At 66.8% G+C, this 16243-nt stretch carries 13 protein-coding genes; 5 read left to right on the forward strand and 8 right to left on the reverse strand.

Annotation, left to right across the window (positions count from 1 at the left end; translation table 11 throughout):
• Positions 1–107: 107 nt before the first annotated feature.
• The 6 genes from IB261_RS29725 to IB261_RS29750 all read right to left on the reverse strand — a co-directional run bounded on the left by IB261_RS29725 (position 108) and on the right by IB261_RS29750 (position 7987).
• The gene (locus IB261_RS29725; protein ID WP_192383546.1) at positions 108–1220 is read right to left on the reverse strand and encodes a histone deacetylase-like amidohydrolase; all 1113 of its coding nucleotides are present in this window, start codon (positions 1218–1220) and stop codon (positions 108–110) included.
• Positions 1217–2608: a purine-cytosine permease family protein gene (locus IB261_RS29730; protein WP_192210525.1), complete on the reverse strand. Its 1392-nt coding sequence runs from the start codon at positions 2606–2608 to the stop codon at positions 1217–1219. Before IB261_RS29730 ends, IB261_RS29725 begins: the two co-directional genes overlap by 4 nt.
• A 66-nt stretch (positions 2609–2674) precedes the next feature.
• Entirely contained in the window at positions 2675–3721 is a 1047-nt protein-coding gene (locus IB261_RS29735; RefSeq protein WP_151188765.1) for a gamma-aminobutyric acid-binding protein, read from the reverse strand.
• A gap of 224 nt (positions 3722–3945) precedes the next feature.
• Entirely contained in the window at positions 3946–5328 is a 1383-nt protein-coding gene (locus IB261_RS29740) for an aspartate aminotransferase family protein (RefSeq protein WP_138213622.1), read from the reverse strand.
• A gap of 172 nt (positions 5329–5500) precedes the next feature.
• The gene (locus tag IB261_RS29745; RefSeq protein WP_192383545.1) at positions 5501–6994 is read right to left on the reverse strand and encodes an aldehyde dehydrogenase; all 1494 of its coding nucleotides are present in this window, start codon (positions 6992–6994) and stop codon (positions 5501–5503) included.
• 195 nt (positions 6995–7189) lie between these two features.
• The gene (locus IB261_RS29750; protein WP_192383544.1) at positions 7190–7987 is read right to left on the reverse strand and encodes a carbon-nitrogen hydrolase family protein; all 798 of its coding nucleotides are present in this window, start codon (positions 7985–7987) and stop codon (positions 7190–7192) included.
• 204 nt (positions 7988–8191) lie between these two features.
• On the opposite strand from IB261_RS29750, the gene IB261_RS29755 reads away from it, so the two are divergent.
• The 3 genes from IB261_RS29755 (at position 8192) to IB261_RS29765 (ending at position 11366) form a co-directional block, all read left to right on the forward strand.
• Complete coding sequence (locus tag IB261_RS29755) at positions 8192–9100, forward strand: LysR substrate-binding domain-containing protein (protein WP_081519107.1); 909 nt, start codon at positions 8192–8194, stop codon at positions 9098–9100.
• A gap of 319 nt (positions 9101–9419) precedes the next feature.
• On the forward strand, positions 9420–10448 hold the full coding sequence (locus IB261_RS29760) for a DUF5924 family protein (RefSeq protein ID WP_192225710.1): 1029 nt from the start codon (positions 9420–9422) through the stop codon (positions 10446–10448).
• Positions 10449–10526: 78 nt separating this feature from the next.
• The gene (locus IB261_RS29765) at positions 10527–11366 is read left to right on the forward strand and encodes an acyl-CoA thioesterase (RefSeq protein WP_192383543.1); all 840 of its coding nucleotides are present in this window, start codon (positions 10527–10529) and stop codon (positions 11364–11366) included.
• A 175-nt stretch (positions 11367–11541) separates the two neighbouring features.
• On the opposite strand, the gene IB261_RS29770 is transcribed toward IB261_RS29765, so the two are convergent.
• Positions 11542–11883 (reverse strand): zinc ribbon domain-containing protein YjdM, encoded by a 342-nt coding sequence (locus IB261_RS29770; protein WP_081519104.1) that lies wholly within the window; start codon positions 11881–11883, stop codon positions 11542–11544.
• Positions 11884–12047: 164 nt separating this feature from the next.
• Here IB261_RS29770 and IB261_RS29775 point away from each other — a divergent pair, with 164 nt between their 5' ends.
• Both IB261_RS29775 and IB261_RS29780 read left to right on the forward strand, forming a co-directional pair.
• Complete coding sequence (locus IB261_RS29775) at positions 12048–15020, forward strand: autotransporter outer membrane beta-barrel domain-containing protein (RefSeq protein WP_192383542.1); 2973 nt, start codon at positions 12048–12050, stop codon at positions 15018–15020.
• Between the two features lie 189 nt (positions 15021–15209).
• A complete protein-coding gene (locus IB261_RS29780; RefSeq protein WP_081519102.1) occupies positions 15210–15476 on the forward strand; it encodes a hypothetical protein in 267 nt (88 codons plus the stop codon).
• Positions 15477–15527: 51 nt separating this feature from the next.
• On the opposite strand, the gene IB261_RS29785 is transcribed toward IB261_RS29780, so the two are convergent.
• Positions 15528–16163, reverse strand: coding sequence for a c-type cytochrome (locus IB261_RS29785; RefSeq protein ID WP_225606161.1), 636 nt, complete (start codon positions 16161–16163; stop codon positions 15528–15530).
• Positions 16164–16243: the final 80 nt, after the last annotated feature.

Here is a 16243-nt window from a genome sequence, read left to right on the forward strand (position 1 = left end):
TGGGCCGTTATGCGCCCTACGCACGCGCTCAGGCCCGGTAGAAACGTAGGGCGAATAACCGCTTGCGGTTATCCGCCGTTACGTCGCCAGGCCCCATTCTAGCAACATCAGCCGAGCAGCTTCGCCGCCATCCGCTCCAGCGCCTGGCGCTGGAAGGCGCGGAAGTCCGCGTCGGGCTGCTGGCCTTCGAGCATCGGCAGGAAGGGATCGACCACTTCGGTGCGCACGCCGGCCATTTCCTCGATCACCGCGTGGCCGCAGAACGGCACGTAGGCTTCCGCGTAGCCGCCTTCGTGCACCACCACCAGACGCCCTTCGCACAGGCGTTCGGCGGCGTCGCGCACGGCGGCGGTCATGAAGCGGAAGGTCTCGCTGTGGGCGAGCATGCGCGCCAGCGGGTCCACGCCGTTGGCGTCGAAGCCGCTGGCAACCACGATCAGCTCGGGCTGGAAGCGTTCCAGCGCCGGCACGATGAGGGTTTCCATGGCCACACGGTAGGCGTCGTCACCACTGCCCGGATACAGCGGCACGTTGAGGTTGTAGCCCTTGCCCGCGCCCTCGCCGATGTCGCCCACCGCACCGGTGCCGGTGGGGTAGCAGTCGGCCTGGTGGATCGACAGGGTCAGCACGTCGTCGCGGCCGTAGAAGATCGCCTCGGTGCCGTTGCCGTGGTGCACGTCCCAGTCGAGCACTGCCACACGCTTGATACCGTGGCGCGCCTTGGCCGTCTCCACCGCCACGGCGATGTTCGCCAGGTAGCAGAAGCCCATGCCGCGATCCGGCAGGCAGTGGTGGCCCGGCGGACGGGACAGCGCGTAGGCGTTGTCCAGCTCGCCGCGCAGCACCGCATCCACCGCGGCGATGGTCAGGCCGGCGGACTGCCGGGCGATGTCGTAGGTGCCATGGCTGACCATGGTTTCCTCGCCCATGTCGCCGTGGCCGACTTCGCTGTAGGCCTTGAAGCGCTCCAGGTAGCTGGCCGGGTGCACCCGCAGCAGATCTTCCTCGCTGGCCAGCGGCGCGCTGGACAGGTGCAGCTGGCTGCTCAGGCCGGAGACATCCATCAGGCTTTTCAGCCGACGCTTGCTCTCCGGCGACTCGGCGTGGCCGCCGCCCACCGGCGGCTGCAACCAGCCACCGACGGGAAGGATCAGCGCGTGCAGCCCGGTCGCGTGCCAGAAGCAGCGCTCGTCGAAGAAGAATCCGGTACGACGACTCATGCGCGGGCCGCCTTCAGGGCACGCTGGCGCTTGCGGCTGAACAGCCAGTAGACCGGCGAGACCACGCCCAGGCCGACCACCCAGGAGATGTCCGCACCGTTCATGGCCTGCGCGGCGGCGCCGGTGTAGAGCGCGGTGGACATGAACGGAACCTGCACCAGGATGCCGAGGATGTAGCAGTTCACCGCTGTCCAGTTGAAGGTGCCGTAGATGCCGCCGTCACGCCGGAAGAACGACAGCACGTCGTACTCGCCATGGGCGATCAGGTAGTAGTCGACCAGGTTGATCGCACTCCAGGGCACCAGCACGTAGAGCAGCAGCAGGATGAAGTTGGTGTAGTTGGCCATGAAGTTGTCCTGGCCGAGCAGGGCGATGGTCAGCGAACCGCCGAACAGCGCCAGGGCAATCACCGCGCGCCAGCCGGCCTTGGCCGACCAGGCGGGAATCAGCGTCTGGCCGACGGTGATGGCCGAGAGGGTGCCGCAGTACAGGTTCATCGAGTTGGTGGCGGCGATGCCGATGGAGAAAACCGCGACCATGATGGCGCTGAAGCCGCCGGTCATCTCGATCAGGCCGGCGATGACGTCGCCCTCGCCCACCGACAGGCCGACCAGCACGCCCAGCAGCATCGGCAGGATCGAACCCAGGCAGCAGCCCCAGTAGCTCGACCAGAACGCGGTGCGCGAACCGGTGCCCTGCGGCATGTAGCGCGAGTAGTCGGATACGTAGGGCGCATACGCCAATTGCCACAGCGCGGCGATGGACAGCGCGCCGAGGAAGCCGGGGATGTTGTTCTCGTTGCGCTCAAGCAGGTCCGCCGGCAGGCCGTGGACGAACACCAGCCAGACGAAGCTGACCAGCAGCACAGCGCCGGACAGCCAGGACATCACGCGGGTGTAGCCGTGGATCAGGCGGTAGCCGAACACCGTGGCGATCACGCTGATCGCGCCCACCAGCAGGATGCCGGTGTTGGTGCCGATCATCTCGAAGCGCGCGTGCAGCGCCTGGCCGCCGAGCACCAGGTTCGAGGCGAAGAAGCCCAGGTACATGATCACCACCAGGGCGACCACCAGCAGGGAGCCGAAGGAGCCGAACTGGCCGCGGGTCTGCACCATCTGCGGCACGCCCAGCTGCGGACCCTGGGCCGAGTGCAGGGCCATGAACACGCCACCCACCAGGTTGCCGAGTACCAGCGCCAGCACGGCGGCGAAGAACGGCAGCTTGAACACGGTGACCGCCAGGGCGCCGGTGACCACGGTCAACAGCATGATGTTGCTGCCGAACCAGATGGTGAAGAGGTCGCGGGCGCGGCCGTGTCGTTCGTGTGCGGCGATGGGCTGGATGGTGCTCAGCTCCAGAGTCGTCGCCTGGTTTTGCGTCGTTGTCATTGTGTTTCTCACGCGTCGTTGGCAAGGCAGGCCCGGCGCGGACGCCGGGCTTGGATCAGGAAAGGATCAGCGGGCGGCCCAGGCGTTGAAGCGCTGCTCGAGCTCTTCGCCGTGGTCGACCCAGAAGGCCGCGTCCACCGAGCGGGCGCCTTCGAGGTTGGCCGGCGCGGTGGGCAGCGCGTCGCGCACGTCCGCCGGCAGCAGGTCCAGCGTGCCCTTGTGCACCGGGCCGTAGGGGATGTTCTCGGAGAAGGTCTTCTGGGTTTGCGGCTGGCTGGCGAAGGCGATGAACTTCTCGGCCAGCGCCTTGTTCGGCGTGCCCTTCACCACGGCCCAGTATTCCGGGTCGTACAGGCTGCCCGGCCAGACGATGCCCAGCTTCACGCCTTCCTTCTGCGCGGCGGCGATGCGGCCGTTGTAGGCGGCGCTCATCACCACGTCACCGGCGGCCAGCCACTGCGGCGGTTGCGCGCCGGCTTCCCACCACTGGATGTTGCCCTTGAGCTGGTCGAGCTTGGCGAAGGCGCGATCGACACCTTCCTTGGTGCCGAGCACCTTGTAGAGATCTTCCTGTTTCACGCCGTCGGCCAGCAGGGCGATCTCCAGGGTGTACTTGGCGCCCTTGCGCAGGCCGCGCTTGCCCGGGTACTCGGCGGTGTTCCAGAAGTCGGCCCAGGATTGCGGGGCCTTGGCGACCTTGGCACCGTTGTAGGCCATGACCATGGACCAGACGTAGGTGGCCACGCCGCACTCGCTGAGGGTGCCGGGGACGAAGTTCTTCTCGTCGCCGATGGCCGCCGGGTCGATGCGTTCGAACAGGCCTTCCTCGCAGCCGCGCAGCAGCTCGGGGCTTTCCACCTCGACCACGTCCCAGGTGACCTTGCCGACATCGACCATGGCCTTCACCTTGGCCATCTCGCCGTTGTACTCGCCGGCGACGATCTTGCCGGCGCCGCTGGCCTCGAAGGGCTTGAAGTAGGCCTGCTCCTGGGCCGCCTTGGTGGCGCCGCCGAAGGAGATGACGGTGATGCTTTGGGGCTGTGCATTAACGCTGCCGACAGCGGCAGCAAGGGCACAGGTGATGGAGATGCGCGTGAGCAAGGACACTTTCATGGAACGACTCCCACAGCCGGATTGGCGTTGTTGTGTTGCTGGGCAGTACTCCCGGCCAGAAGCCGGACAAAAGGGTTCCATCGCGCGGGCGTCTTTGCGCTCGCGGCGTTGTTATCAGGTATTCGTGGAGCCGTAGGGCGCATAACCCGGAACGGGTTATCCGCCGGTCAATCCACGGCGGATAACGCTGGCGCGTTATGCGCCCTACCGGTGGCTCCGGCGCCTTACAGCACGCCGATTTCCTGGGCCGTGCGATCCACCGCGCGGCGGGTCTTGTCGACCAGTTCGTCGATCTCGGCACGGCCGGCGACCAGTGCCGGGGCCATGATCATGCGGCCAAGGGTGGAGCGGATGATCACGCCCTCCTCGAAGCCGATGGTGCGGCAGCGCCAGGCGATGTCGTTTTCATTGTCGAAGCGCTTGCGGGTGGCCTTGTCCTGGACGAATTGCAGCGCAGCGACAAAGCCGGTGCCCTGGATGTCGCCCACCAGCGGGTGGTTGCCGAAGACTTCACGCAGGCACTGCTGCAGGTACGGGCCGGTGTCGTTCTTCACCGCATTCACCCAGCCCTCGTCACGCAGCGCACGCAGGTTGGCCACCGCCACCGCTGCCGCCACCGGGTGGCCGGAGTAGGTCAGGCCGTGGGCGAACACGCCGCCCTCTTCCACCAGCGCCTGGGCGATGCGTTTGCTCAGCACCAGGCCGCCCATGGGGATGTAGCCGCTGGTCAGGCCCTTGGCGATGGACAGGGTGTCGGGCTGGAAGCCGAAGTGCTGGTGGGCGAACCACTCGCCGGTACGGCCGAAGCCGCCGATCACTTCGTCGGCGCACAGCAGCACGTCGTACTGACGGCAGATGCGCTGGATTTCCGGCCAGTAGCTTTCCGGCGGGAAGATCATGCCGCCGGCGCCCTGGAAGGGTTCGGCGATGAAGCCGGCGACGTTGTCGGCGCCCAGCTCGAGGATCTTCTCTTCCAGCTGCAGGGCGCAGCGACGGCCGAATTCGGCCGGGGTCAGGTCACCGCCGGCGGCGAAGAAGTAGGGTTCGTCGATGTGCGCGATGTCCGGGATCAGGCCGCCCATCTCGTGCATGAACTTCATGCCGCCCAGCGCGGTGGCTGCCAGGGTGGAGCCGTGGTAGCCGTTCCAGCGGCCGATCATGATCTTCTTCTGCGGCTTGCCTTCGATCTGCCAGAAGCGACGCACGGTGCGGATCAGCACCTCGTTGGCCTCGGAGCCGGAGTTGGTGTAGATCGCGTGGCTGTAGTGGTCGGGCAGCAGGCTGAAGAGGGTCTCGGAAAGCTCGATCACCGCCGGGTGGGTGGTGTGGAAGAACATGTTGTAGTACGGCAACTCGTCCAGCTGGGCGGTGGCGGCGGCGGTCAGGTCCTTGCGCCCGTAGCCCAGGTTGGTGCACCACAGGCCGGACATGCCGTCGATGTACTTGTTGCCATCGTTGTCCCAGAGGTGCAGGCCTTCGCCACGCACCATCACGCGCGGGCCTTCGGCGTTCAGCGCCTTCTGGTCGAGGAAGGCATGGATGTGGTGGGCCGCGTCCGCTTTCTGGTATTCGCGGGTATCACGTGGCGCTCTCTTCGGGTCGGTCATCGACTTTCTCCTCTATCCCTCGGCGGTGCTCCGGCAGCCGGCCTGAGGGGTCTTCAGGGGATCGAGGGCGACGGACTTACCTAGGCAGTCTCACCGGCCGTCTCGAACGGTTCGGTTAGGAATTCGGGTGTTGCTCAGGCGCCGGGCGCGACCCCGGCGGCCTGTCTTTCATTCAGTCGCGCAGCTGGAACCAGGTGGTCTTGAGCTGCGTGTATTTATCGAAGGAATGCAGCGAGAGGTCGCGGCCGAAGCCCGACTGTTTGCCGCCACCGAACGGAATCGCCGGGTCCAGCGCGTCCACGGTGTTCACCGACACGGTGCCGGCGTTCAGCTTGCGCGCCACGCGGTGGGCGCGGTGCAGGTCGTCGCTCCACAAGGAGGCGGCGAGGCCGTAGATGCTGTCGTTGGCCAGGCGCACGGCTTCTTCTTCGCTGTCGAAGGGGATGACTGCAAGCACCGGGCCGAATACTTCGTCGCGGGCCAGGGACTGCTCCGGGCGCACGCCGGTGAAGATGGTCGGCTCGATGAAATTGTCCGAGCCATTGAAGCTCAGCTGACGGCCACCGCAGGCGAGCTGCGCGCCGTCGCTCTGGGCGCGATCAATGCAGGCCATGATGCCGGCGGTCTGCTTGTTGTCGACGATGGAACCGGCGCGGCTGGCCGGGTCCAGCGGGTCGCCCGGAGTCCAGTCGCGGGCCTTGGCGATCAGGCGCTCGACGAACTCGTCGTGGATCGAGCGCTCCACCAGCAAGCGCGAGTTGGCCGAGCAGACTTCGCCCTGGTTGAAGAAGATGCCGAAGGCGGCCTTCTCGGCGGCCAGGTCGAGGTCGCGGCAGTCGGCGAACACCAGGTTCGGGCTCTTGCCGCCGCACTCCAGCCAGACCTGCTTGAGGTTGGACTGCGCGGAATACTGCATGAAGTACTTGCCGACCTGGGTCGAACCGGTGAACACCAGGGCGTCCACGTCCGGGTGCAGGCCCAGCGCCTTGCCGGCGCTTTCGCCCAGGCCCGGCACGACGTTCAGCACACCTTCGGGAATGCCGGCTTCCAGCGCCAGCTCGGCCAGGCGCAGGGCGGAGAATGGCGATTGCTCGGCGGGCTTGAGCACCACGGAGTTGCCGGCGGCCAGCGCGGGCGCCAGCTTCCAGGCGGCCATGTCGAGGGGGAAGTTCCACGGCACCACGGCGCCGATCACGCCCAGCGGCGCGCGGGTGATGGTGGCCAGGGCGTTCTGCGCGGTCGGCGCGACCTGGTCGTAGAGCTTGTCGAGGCTTTCGGCGTACCAGGAGAACACGCCAGCGGCGCCGGGGACGTCGATGTTCCAGGCGTCCATCACCGGCTTGCCCATGTTCAGGGTGTCGAGCAGGGCCAGTTCGTCGCGGTGGGCCATCATCAGCTCGGCGAGCTTCTGCAGCACGGCCTTGCGCTCGCGCGGCGCCATGCGCGCCCAGGGGCCGGTCTCGAAGGCCTGGCGGGCGACGCGCACGGCGGCGTCGACTTCGGCCGCGCCACAGGCAGCGACATTGGCCAGCAGGCGATTGGTCGCCGGGTCAATGGCGGCGAAGGTCGCGCCATCCTGTGCAGTCACGCGGCGGCCGCCGATCAGCGCGCTGTCGATGAAAGTCTGCCGGGCAGCACGCTGCCGCCAATCGTTGAGCTCGTACACCAGGGCACTCCTGCTTCGCTCGCCCTCGAGGGACGTTGTTGTTCGAATGTGGATTGGATGGTCGCCCAAGGCCTTGCCAAGGAAAATTATTAAATTTGTCTTCGGGGTATATGAAAAAGCTGGGCAGCCACGCACCGGCCCGGAGCATTGCGCACCATCACGGTGCGCGCCTGCGCACCGCTGCAGCGCCCGTATTCAGCGGGTCAGCGCCTCGTAAAGCTCGGGGCGACGGCACGGCAGGTAGGGGAAAGTGCCGGCCTGGCGGGCGCGCTGCTGCGGGTCCAGATCGACGATCAGCAGGCTCTCCGCGGGCCCGGCGGCAGCCAGGCGCTCGCCATCCGGCGCGACGATGCAGGAGCCACCGAGGAAGGCCAGCCCGTCCTCCACGCCACAGTGGTTGCAGTAGGCGACGAACAGCTGGTTCTCCACCGCCCGCGCCGGAACTATCACCCCCGGCACCGCGCCGTATTCGGGCGTCAGCGCGGTGGGAATGAGGATCAGCCCGGCGCCGTTCAGTGCGTGGGTGCGCACCGCTTCGGGGTACTCCACGTCGAAGCAGATCAGCAAGCCGATGCGCCAGCCGGCATAGTCGAACGGCGCTTCCAGCACATCGCCGGCGCTGAACACCTCGCGCTCCATGGCACCGAACAGGTGCGCCTTGCGGTAGTGGCCCAGCGCGCTGCCGGACGGGCCGATCACCTGCACCGAGTTGTACGGCTTGCCGCCCTGCGGATGGCGCTCGGCGTAACCGTAGGCGATGGCCAGCCCGAAGCGCTGCGCCAGCTCGCCGATGCGCTGGGCAGACGGGCCGTCCGCCGCCTCGGCCAGCTCGTTCATCCGCTGCGGTACGTTGTAGCCACCCAGCCACAGCTCGGGGCAGAGCAGCAAGTGCGCGCCGGCAGCAGCGGCGGCGCCGGCCTGGCGCTCCAGTTGGTCGAGGTTGCCGGCAACATCGCCGGGGAGGCCGCAGGTCTGCCAAAGGGCCATGCGCATGAGCTTTACTCCAGGCTGCGTGTACGGGATTTGCAGGGCGCTTTCACGCACTGCGCTGGAGTATGCCCGCGCCCGGAGGGTCGCAGCAGGCGGCCAAGGCCATGAAAAATGTGGTCCCCGGCGAGGAAAATCTTCGCCATGGGCCGCCCCCGCCGGCCGGCCCAACGCGGTATCTTGTATAAAAAAGCATCAACGAGGCGTGCAGTGGCTTCCTATACCTTGCGGCAATTGAAGTATTTCGTGACCACCGTGGAGTGCGGCAGCGTGGCCGAGGCGTCGCGCAAGCTGTACATCGCGCAGCCGTCCATTTCCACGGCGATCAAGGGGCTGGAAGAGAGCTTCGGCGTTCAGCTGTTCATCCGCCACCACGCCCAGGGCGTGTCGCTCACCCCCAGCGGCGCGCGCTTCTACCGCAAGGCGCAGGAACTGCTGCGCATGGCCCACGAGTTCGAGCAGAACGCCCTCGCCGACAACGACGTGGTGGCCGGGCAGATCGACATCGGCTGCTTCGAAACCGTCGCCCCGCTCTACCTGCCGCGGCTGATCTCGGGTTTCCGCGAGCGCTACCCCGGCGTGGAAATCCGCATCAGCGATGGCGAGCAGCAGGAGCTGGTGCAGGGCCTGACCGCCGGCCGCTTCGACCTGGCGCTGCTCTACGAGCATGACCTCGACGCCACCATCTCCACCGACCCGCTGATGCCCGCCCAGCGCCCCTATGCGCTGCTGCCGGAGAACCATCGCTTCGCCAAGCAGGACAAGGTCTCCCTGCGCGACCTGGTGCTGGAGCCGATGATCCTGCTGGACGTGCAGCCCAGCCGCACCTACTTCGTGCGCATCTTCGAGGAACTGGGGCTGAACCCGCACATCGCCTTCAGCTCGCCGTCGATCGAGATGGTGCGCGGCATGGTTGGCCAGGGCTTCGGCTTCTCCCTGCTGGTCACCCGTCCACATTCCGAGTGCACCTACGACGGCAAGAAGGTGGTGACGGTGGATGTCGCCGAAGAGGTGAGCACCTCCGGCCTGGTCGCCGCCTGGCTCAAGCGCGCCCAGCTGACCAAGCCGGCGCAGCTGTTCGTCGACTATGCGCGGGAGGAGCTGAGCGGGAAGCACTGAGTCCTGCTCCTGACATCTCGCTTTTCGTAGGACCGAGAGGGACGCCTAGTCCTTGCTCGCGAACCCGTCCTCCTGCGCGGCGGCTGCCCTCTCCCTAACCCTCTCCCTGAAGGGAGAGGGAACTGTCCTCCACGGGCTGAAGGACCGACGCTCGCCGACTGACTCCGTAAATGCCCCAACGCTGCGGACGGCCCCCTCTCCCTCCGGGAGAGGGCTGGGGTGAGGGGCCACGCCCGAACCCCCTCCCGTCACTCCCCGTGCCCCGCGCCGACATCCGGGGTTACAATCTCGCCCCCAATCCGCAATGCCTTCCCGCCCCATGCTCATCTGGAAAGAGCGCGTGCAGCGCCTCATCACTCTCGTCCTCGGCCTGCTGCAGAAGTATCCGCGCGTCATCGCCCTGTTCGGTTTCTGCTCCGGCGTCTTCAGCTTCATCATGGTGGACCGCCACCGCGCCGGCTTCGCCCGCGCCATGGCCATCGTCATGCTGGTCAGCTGGATCTGGCTGATGCTGGAGAACCTGCTTACCGACCGCTTCAAACGCCGTTTCGGCTGGGAAGTGCCACCGGGTCTGCTGCGCTACGCGACCCAGCTGATCCACCAGGAAAGCCTGTTCTTCTGCCTGCCGTTCTTCTTCGTCACCACCACCTGGAACAGCGGGCAGGCCCTGTTCACCGGCGTGCTGACGCTGGCTGGCCTCGCGGCGATCACCGACCCGGTCTACTACAAGTGGCTGTCGGTGCGGCGCTGGACCTTCCTCGGCTACCACACCCTGACGCTGTTCGCGGTGCTGCTCACCGCGCTGCCGATCATCCTCCACCTGAGCACCCCGCAGAGCTACCAGGCGGCACTCGGCATCGCCGTGCTGCTGTCTTTCCCGAGCCTCGCGGTCACGGTGAAGATCCACAAATGGTGGCGCTGGTTCGCCCTCGTCGGCCTGACCCTGTCCATCGGTGCGGTGGGCTGGTTCGCCCGCGCCTGGGTGCCACCCTCGACCCTGTGGATGACCGAGATGGCGGTGACCGAGAGCTTCGACAACGCCCAGCGCACCCCCGGCGACAGTCTGGAAACGGTCAGCGTTGCGCAGATCAAGAGTCAGGGCCTCTACGCCTACACCGCGATCAACGCCCCGCGCGGGCTGAACGAGCGCATCTACCATGCCTGGCGGCTGAACGGCCAGGAAGTGGACCGCATCGCCCTCGACATCAAGGGCGGCCGCGAGGCCGGCTACCGCGCCTGGACACACAAGCAGAACTTCCCCACCGACCCCAGCGGCGACTGGCAGGTGCAGGTGCTTACCGAGGCCGGCCAAGTCATCGGCACCTTGAGGTTCGAGGTCACGCCCTGACCACTCGGTATCCTTGACCCGACTCGGCGCTTTCCCCTACAAGACCCTCTCCCCAGAACAAAAAGTGCCGAGAGAGTCATGACCGATACCGCCCTGCACCCGTTCGACCGCGCCGTGGCCCTGCAACCTGTGGCGGGCCAGCCCAACCTCTACGAGGGCCACACCAGCCAGGACTACTGGAACATGGTCGGCCCCTTCGGCGGCGTCACCGCTGCGGTCCTGCTGCAGGGCGCGCTGCGCCACCCGCAACTGCTCGGCAGCCCGGTGTCGCTGACGGTGAACTACGCTGCGGCAGTCGTGGCCGGCGCCTTCCAGGTCGAAGCCGTGCCGGTGCGCACCAACCGCAGCACCCAGCACTGGCTGCTGCAACTGACCCAGGCTGATGAAGCCGGCGAGCGGCAGGTCACCACCACCGCCACCCTGGTCACCGCGCTGCGCCGCGAGACCTGGAGCCTGACCGACATCCCCGCGCCGGACCTCGCCCCGCCCAGCGACTTCGAGCCGATGAGCCCCGCCGCCAAGGGGGTGGCCTGGCCCAAGCAATATGAGATGCGCCCGGTCTCTGGTGCCTTCCCCACCCAATGGGACGGCAGCGGCGAGACCAGCCGCAGCCAGCTCTGGCTGCGCGATGCCCAGGACCGCCCGCTGGACTTCCTGTCCCTGGCGGCGATGAGTGACATCTTCTACCCGCGCATCTGGCTGCGCCGCGCCACCCCGGTGCCGGCCGGCACCGTGTCGATCACCACCTACTTCCACACCGACGCCGCGCAGATGGCCGAGGTCGGCAGCGGCTACCTGCTGGGCGACGCCCGCGCCCAGGAATTCCGCAACGGCTTCTTCGACCAGAGCGCCCAGCTGTGGAGCCAGTCCGGCGCACTGCTGGCGACCAGCAACCAGGTGGTTTACTACAAGGAGTGAGCCACTGCTCACCCCGTAGGATGGCGTGGAGCGAAGCGATACCCATCAGTTCCTGCAACAGCGAGCGATGGGTATCGCAAGTTTTGCGCTCATCCTGAGCCCTCTCCAAGGCTGAAAACGGCGAACAAAAAAAGCCCGGCACATGGCCGGGCTTTTTTATGGGCAGCGAGAAGGCTCAGACCTTCTTCACGAACTCCGACTTCAGCTTCATCGCGCCGATGCCGTCGATCTTGCAGTCGATGTCGTGGTCGCCGTCCACCAGGCGGATGTTCTTCACCTTGGTGCCGACCTTCACCACCAGGGACGAGCCCTTGACCTTGAGGTCCTTGATCACGCTGACGGTGTCGCCATCCTGCAGCAGGTTGCCGACCGCGTCCTTGATCACGCGGGTATCGCCTTCGGCCTCGCCCGAGCCGTCAGCGGACCACTCATGGGCGCACTCGGGGCAGACCAGCTGGGCGCCGTCTTCGTAGGTGTATTCGGAGTTGCATTGGGGGCAGGGCGGCAGCTGGCTCACGGCGATTCTCACACTGGAAACGGTAAAAAGACCGCAGAGTATATAAGGTTTCTCCCGTCCCTGCCCGGCGACGAAGTTGGCAAGGGGCCAGCACCGTTACAAAAGCGTAAGAATCCATCGCTATAAAAGGCGGCCACTTCGATAAGAAAAAGGACGCCCGTACCATGCTGCACAAGCCCTCCCCGCTCGCGCTGAGCATCGCCTTGGTACTGGCGAGCCTGGCCGCCGAAACCGCCCACGCCGTGCCGGTATCGCCCATCATCAGCGACGCGCAGACTAGCAGCCGCACCCTGGCCAACCAGGACACCCTGACCGTCACCAGCACCGGCAGCCTGGTCACCAGCGGCAAGAGCGTCGACCTCAAGGGCGCGGCCACCGGCAGCGGCGTGGTCATCGACAACAGCGGCCTGATGCAGTCCACCACCGGCCGCGTGGTCGATACCTCCGGCAGCGACAGCACCACGCGCTTCTACCAGATCATCAACCGCGAAGGCGGGCGCATCCTCGGCTACGACGACGCCATCCGCATGAACAACCCGTTCAGCGCCGGCAACGTGCTGGTCGACAACGCCGGCAGCATCTATTCCGCCACCGGCCAGGCGCTGGACTTCGACAAGCTGCAGAGCAATGCCACTGTCACCCTGATCAACCGCGCCAGCGGCGTCATCCACAGCGATGGCAACGACGCCATCCGCCCCGGCGGCAACGCGTCGATCACCAACTATGGCGAGATCAGCAGCTCGGACATGATTACCGCCGACACCAAGAACGACGGCATCGACTTCCAGGGCGCCTCCGGCGGCTACGTGGAAAACCACGGCCTGATCAGCGGCGGCCGCCACGGCATCACCACCGATGTCGGCGCCACCCTGATCAACTACGCCGACGGCGTGATCATCGGCCGCAATGGCTCGGGCTTCGGCTCCGACGGCGACGGCACCGTGATCAACTACGGGCGCATCACAGGCTCCTACAACGGGCTGGTTCCGGATGGCGACGGCGACGGTGTGGACATCGATTACACCGGCCACATCGAGAACCACGGCATCATCGAAGGCACCGGCGCCGCCGGCTCCAAGGACGGCTCGCCGAATGGCAGCGAAGGCATCGCCATGGGCGGCGGTACCATCATCAACTACGCCGGCGCGATCATCCGCAGCGTCGACCGCGGCATCCTGGTCGACGACGGCAACGGCAACAGCGGCTTCAGCTCCACCTACCTGGAGAACCACGGCAGCATCACCGGCGAGAAGCTCTCCGGCGTGACCCTGTCCGGCGACCTCGACGACACCGTGGTCAACGACGGTCTGATCCAGGGCGGCAACGGCGTGGCCCTGGAAATGGGGGGCGGCAACGACAGCCTGGTGCTGCTCTCCGGCAGCCGCTTCGAAGGTCTGGTGGACGGCGGCAGCGGCCGCGACACCGTGACCTTCGACGACGCCGCCGGCGGCAGCTTCGGCAACAGCGCCAACTTCGAATGGCTGGACGTGAAACAGGGCAGCTGGACGCTCTCCAGCACCGACGACTTCAGCGAAGGCGGCGAAGTCTTCAGCGGCGCCAGCCTGAACAACACCGGCAGCCTCCTCGGCACCCTGCAGATCGACCAGGGCGCCACCTACTCGGGCAGCGGCAGCGTCGGCGGGCTGAACGTCGCCGGTACCCTGGTCGCCTCGCCGGCAACCGGTGCCGCCCAGGTGACCGGCAACCTGAACCTGCAGAGCGGCTCGACCCTGGCCTTCGGCGTGGAGCCCAGCGGCGCCCACGCCACCGTGCTGGTGGACGGCAGCACCCGCATCGACGGCTCGCACCTCGCCGTGCAGGCCGGCAGCGGCAACTGGCCGTGGCAGAGCAGCGTACAGGTGATCAGCTCCACCGGCGGCGTCAGCGGCCAGTTCGCCGACGTGAAGAGCAACTTCGCCTTCCTCACCCCGACCCTGAGCTACAGCGCCAACAGCGTCGACCTGCAACTGACCCGCAACGACGTGCAGTTCGGCGACCTGGCCAGCAGCAGCAACGGCCGCAACGCCGGCTCCGCCCTGCAGAGCCAGAACGGCGGTGCGCTGTACAACGCGCTGATCACCAGCGACGCGAGCAACGCCACTTCCGCCCTGGAACAACTGGCCGGCGCCAGCAACGCCAGCCTGGCCGCCGCGACCATCGCCGGCAGCCAGCAGGTCGGCAGCGCCATGCTCAACGCCGTGCGCCAGCTGGGCAGCAACAGCCTGCTGGCGGCCACCGAGCGCAGCGACACACCAATGCTCGCCGCCACCGGCGTACCCAGCGCAGCGCGCAACCTGAACGACCCGAACGCCGCCGGTCGCCTCTGGGTGCAGGGTATCGGCAGCCACGGCAAGCTCGACGAACACGACAACAGCGGCGACCTGCAACAGAACACCGGCGGAACCCTGCTCGGTGCCGACTGGGCGGTGACTCCGGACTGGCGCCTGGGCGTGCTCGGCGGCTACTCGCACACCGACCTGGACGGCAGCGGCGGCGTCTCCGGCGACATCGACAGCTGGCACCTGGGCGCCTACGCGCTGCACCAGAGCGGCCCGCTGGCAGTGCGTCTGGGTGCGGCCTACAGCAGCCATGACGGCGAGAGCAAACGCCGGGTGGAGTTCGACGGCTTCAGTGATCGTCCCAAGGGCGACTACGACGCCGACAGCTGGCAGGCGTTCGCCGAGACCGGCTACGCCATGGGCAGCGGCCGCCTGAGCGCCGAGCCCTACGCACGCCTGGACTACCAGCGCTACGAGCGCGATTCGTACGACGAGAAGGGCGGCGCCGCCGCGCTGCACGTCGACTCCCAGGACCAGGACAACCTGAGCAGCACCCTCGGCCTGCGCATCGCCCGCCTCGACACCCTGAGCAACGGCATGAGCTTCACCCCGCGCCTGGGCCTGGGCTGGCGTCACACCTTCGGCGACATCGACAGCGAAACCCGCCAGTCCTTCCTCGCCGGCGGCGACGCCTTCAGCGTCCAGGGCACCGCGCTGGATCGCAACAGCCTGCTGCTGGACGTCGGCTTCGATGTCGGCGTCTCGGCGCGCAACACCGTCGGCATCGGTTACAGCGGGCAGATGGGCAGCAACGCGCAGAACCACGCGCTGATCGCCCAATGGCAGATGGCGTTCTGATCGCGATCCACTGACGAAAAAGCCCGGCGCAAGCCGGGCTTTTTCTTGGGCGTTGTTAAGACGAGAGATTCGGAAATTTCGCGGCCTGTCTCGGATCCCGACACATAGCCTCAGCGAGCGCCGACGGCAAAGCTTGCCGCCCCGGTCAGCCGACCGGTATCCGCCCAACCTCGATGAGTGAGCACTCCCATGAAAAAGCTTTGCATCCTGATCGCTGCCTGCGCCGTTCTTGCCGCCTGTGGCAAGCAAGAGGAACAAGCCTCGAAGACTGCCGTCCCCGCAGCTGCCCAGCAGGAAACCAAGCCTGCGATCCAACCGGAAGCCAAGCCGGCAGAACCGACAGCCCCTGCTGAACAGACCGCGCCGGCAGAGTCGACGGCGCCTGCCGAACAAGCCGCCGCCCCGGTCCAGCCGGACGCTGAAGCAGCCAAGCCGGCCGACGACAAGCAGCAGTAAGCCTCCGCCGTTCAGTCCAACAGCCAGCCGCCTCCGGGCGGCTGGCTGCTTTCAGGGCTGCAGCTGGCTGATATAGGCAGCCAGTGAGGTGATGTCGTCATCGTTGAGCAGTGCCGCCACCGCCAGCATCGGCGAGTCCGCACGGCTCGGATCCTTGTCGCGGTAACGTTGCAGGGCATGGGTCAGGTAGACCTGCGGCTGCCCGGCGATACGCGGGAAGCCGTCGTGCCCCTTGGCCTTCTCGCCGTGGCAGGTGACGCAGACGGTGGCGAAGCGCCGGGCGCCCTGTTCCACCAGCGCCTTGTCCGGCGCCGCCTCCGCGCGGGGCAGGACCTTCTGCTGGCTGAAGTAGTAGGCGATGTTGACCCGCTCGTTGATGCTCAGCAGCTTGGCCGCCTGGTTCATCACGAAGTCGGTGCGCTGGCCGTCGACGTACTTCTCGAAGGCGTCGAAGAGGTACTGCGGGTTCTGCCCGGCCAGGTTGGGGATGTAGTCGCGCTTGCTGTTGCCATCCTTGCCGTGGCACTTGCTGCACAGCAGGATGCGCTCCTGCGCGGCGGCATAGGCCTGCTCGCGCTTGGCCGGGTCCTGCTCCAGGGCGGCAAGCCGATCCATCATCTCCGATGACTGCGCCAAAGCCTGGGTGGCCCCGCACAGCAGCACCCACAACAGAACGACTCTCCCCATCGCCGCACCCTGGTCAGTCAATTTTCCCAGCGTGGAACATAGAGCCTTTCTGAAGGAATTTTCCGACGCAGATCAACCAA

Source organism: Pseudomonas sp. PDM20 (assembly GCF_014852575.3).
Classification (GTDB): Bacteria; Pseudomonadota; Gammaproteobacteria; order Pseudomonadales; family Pseudomonadaceae; genus Pseudomonas.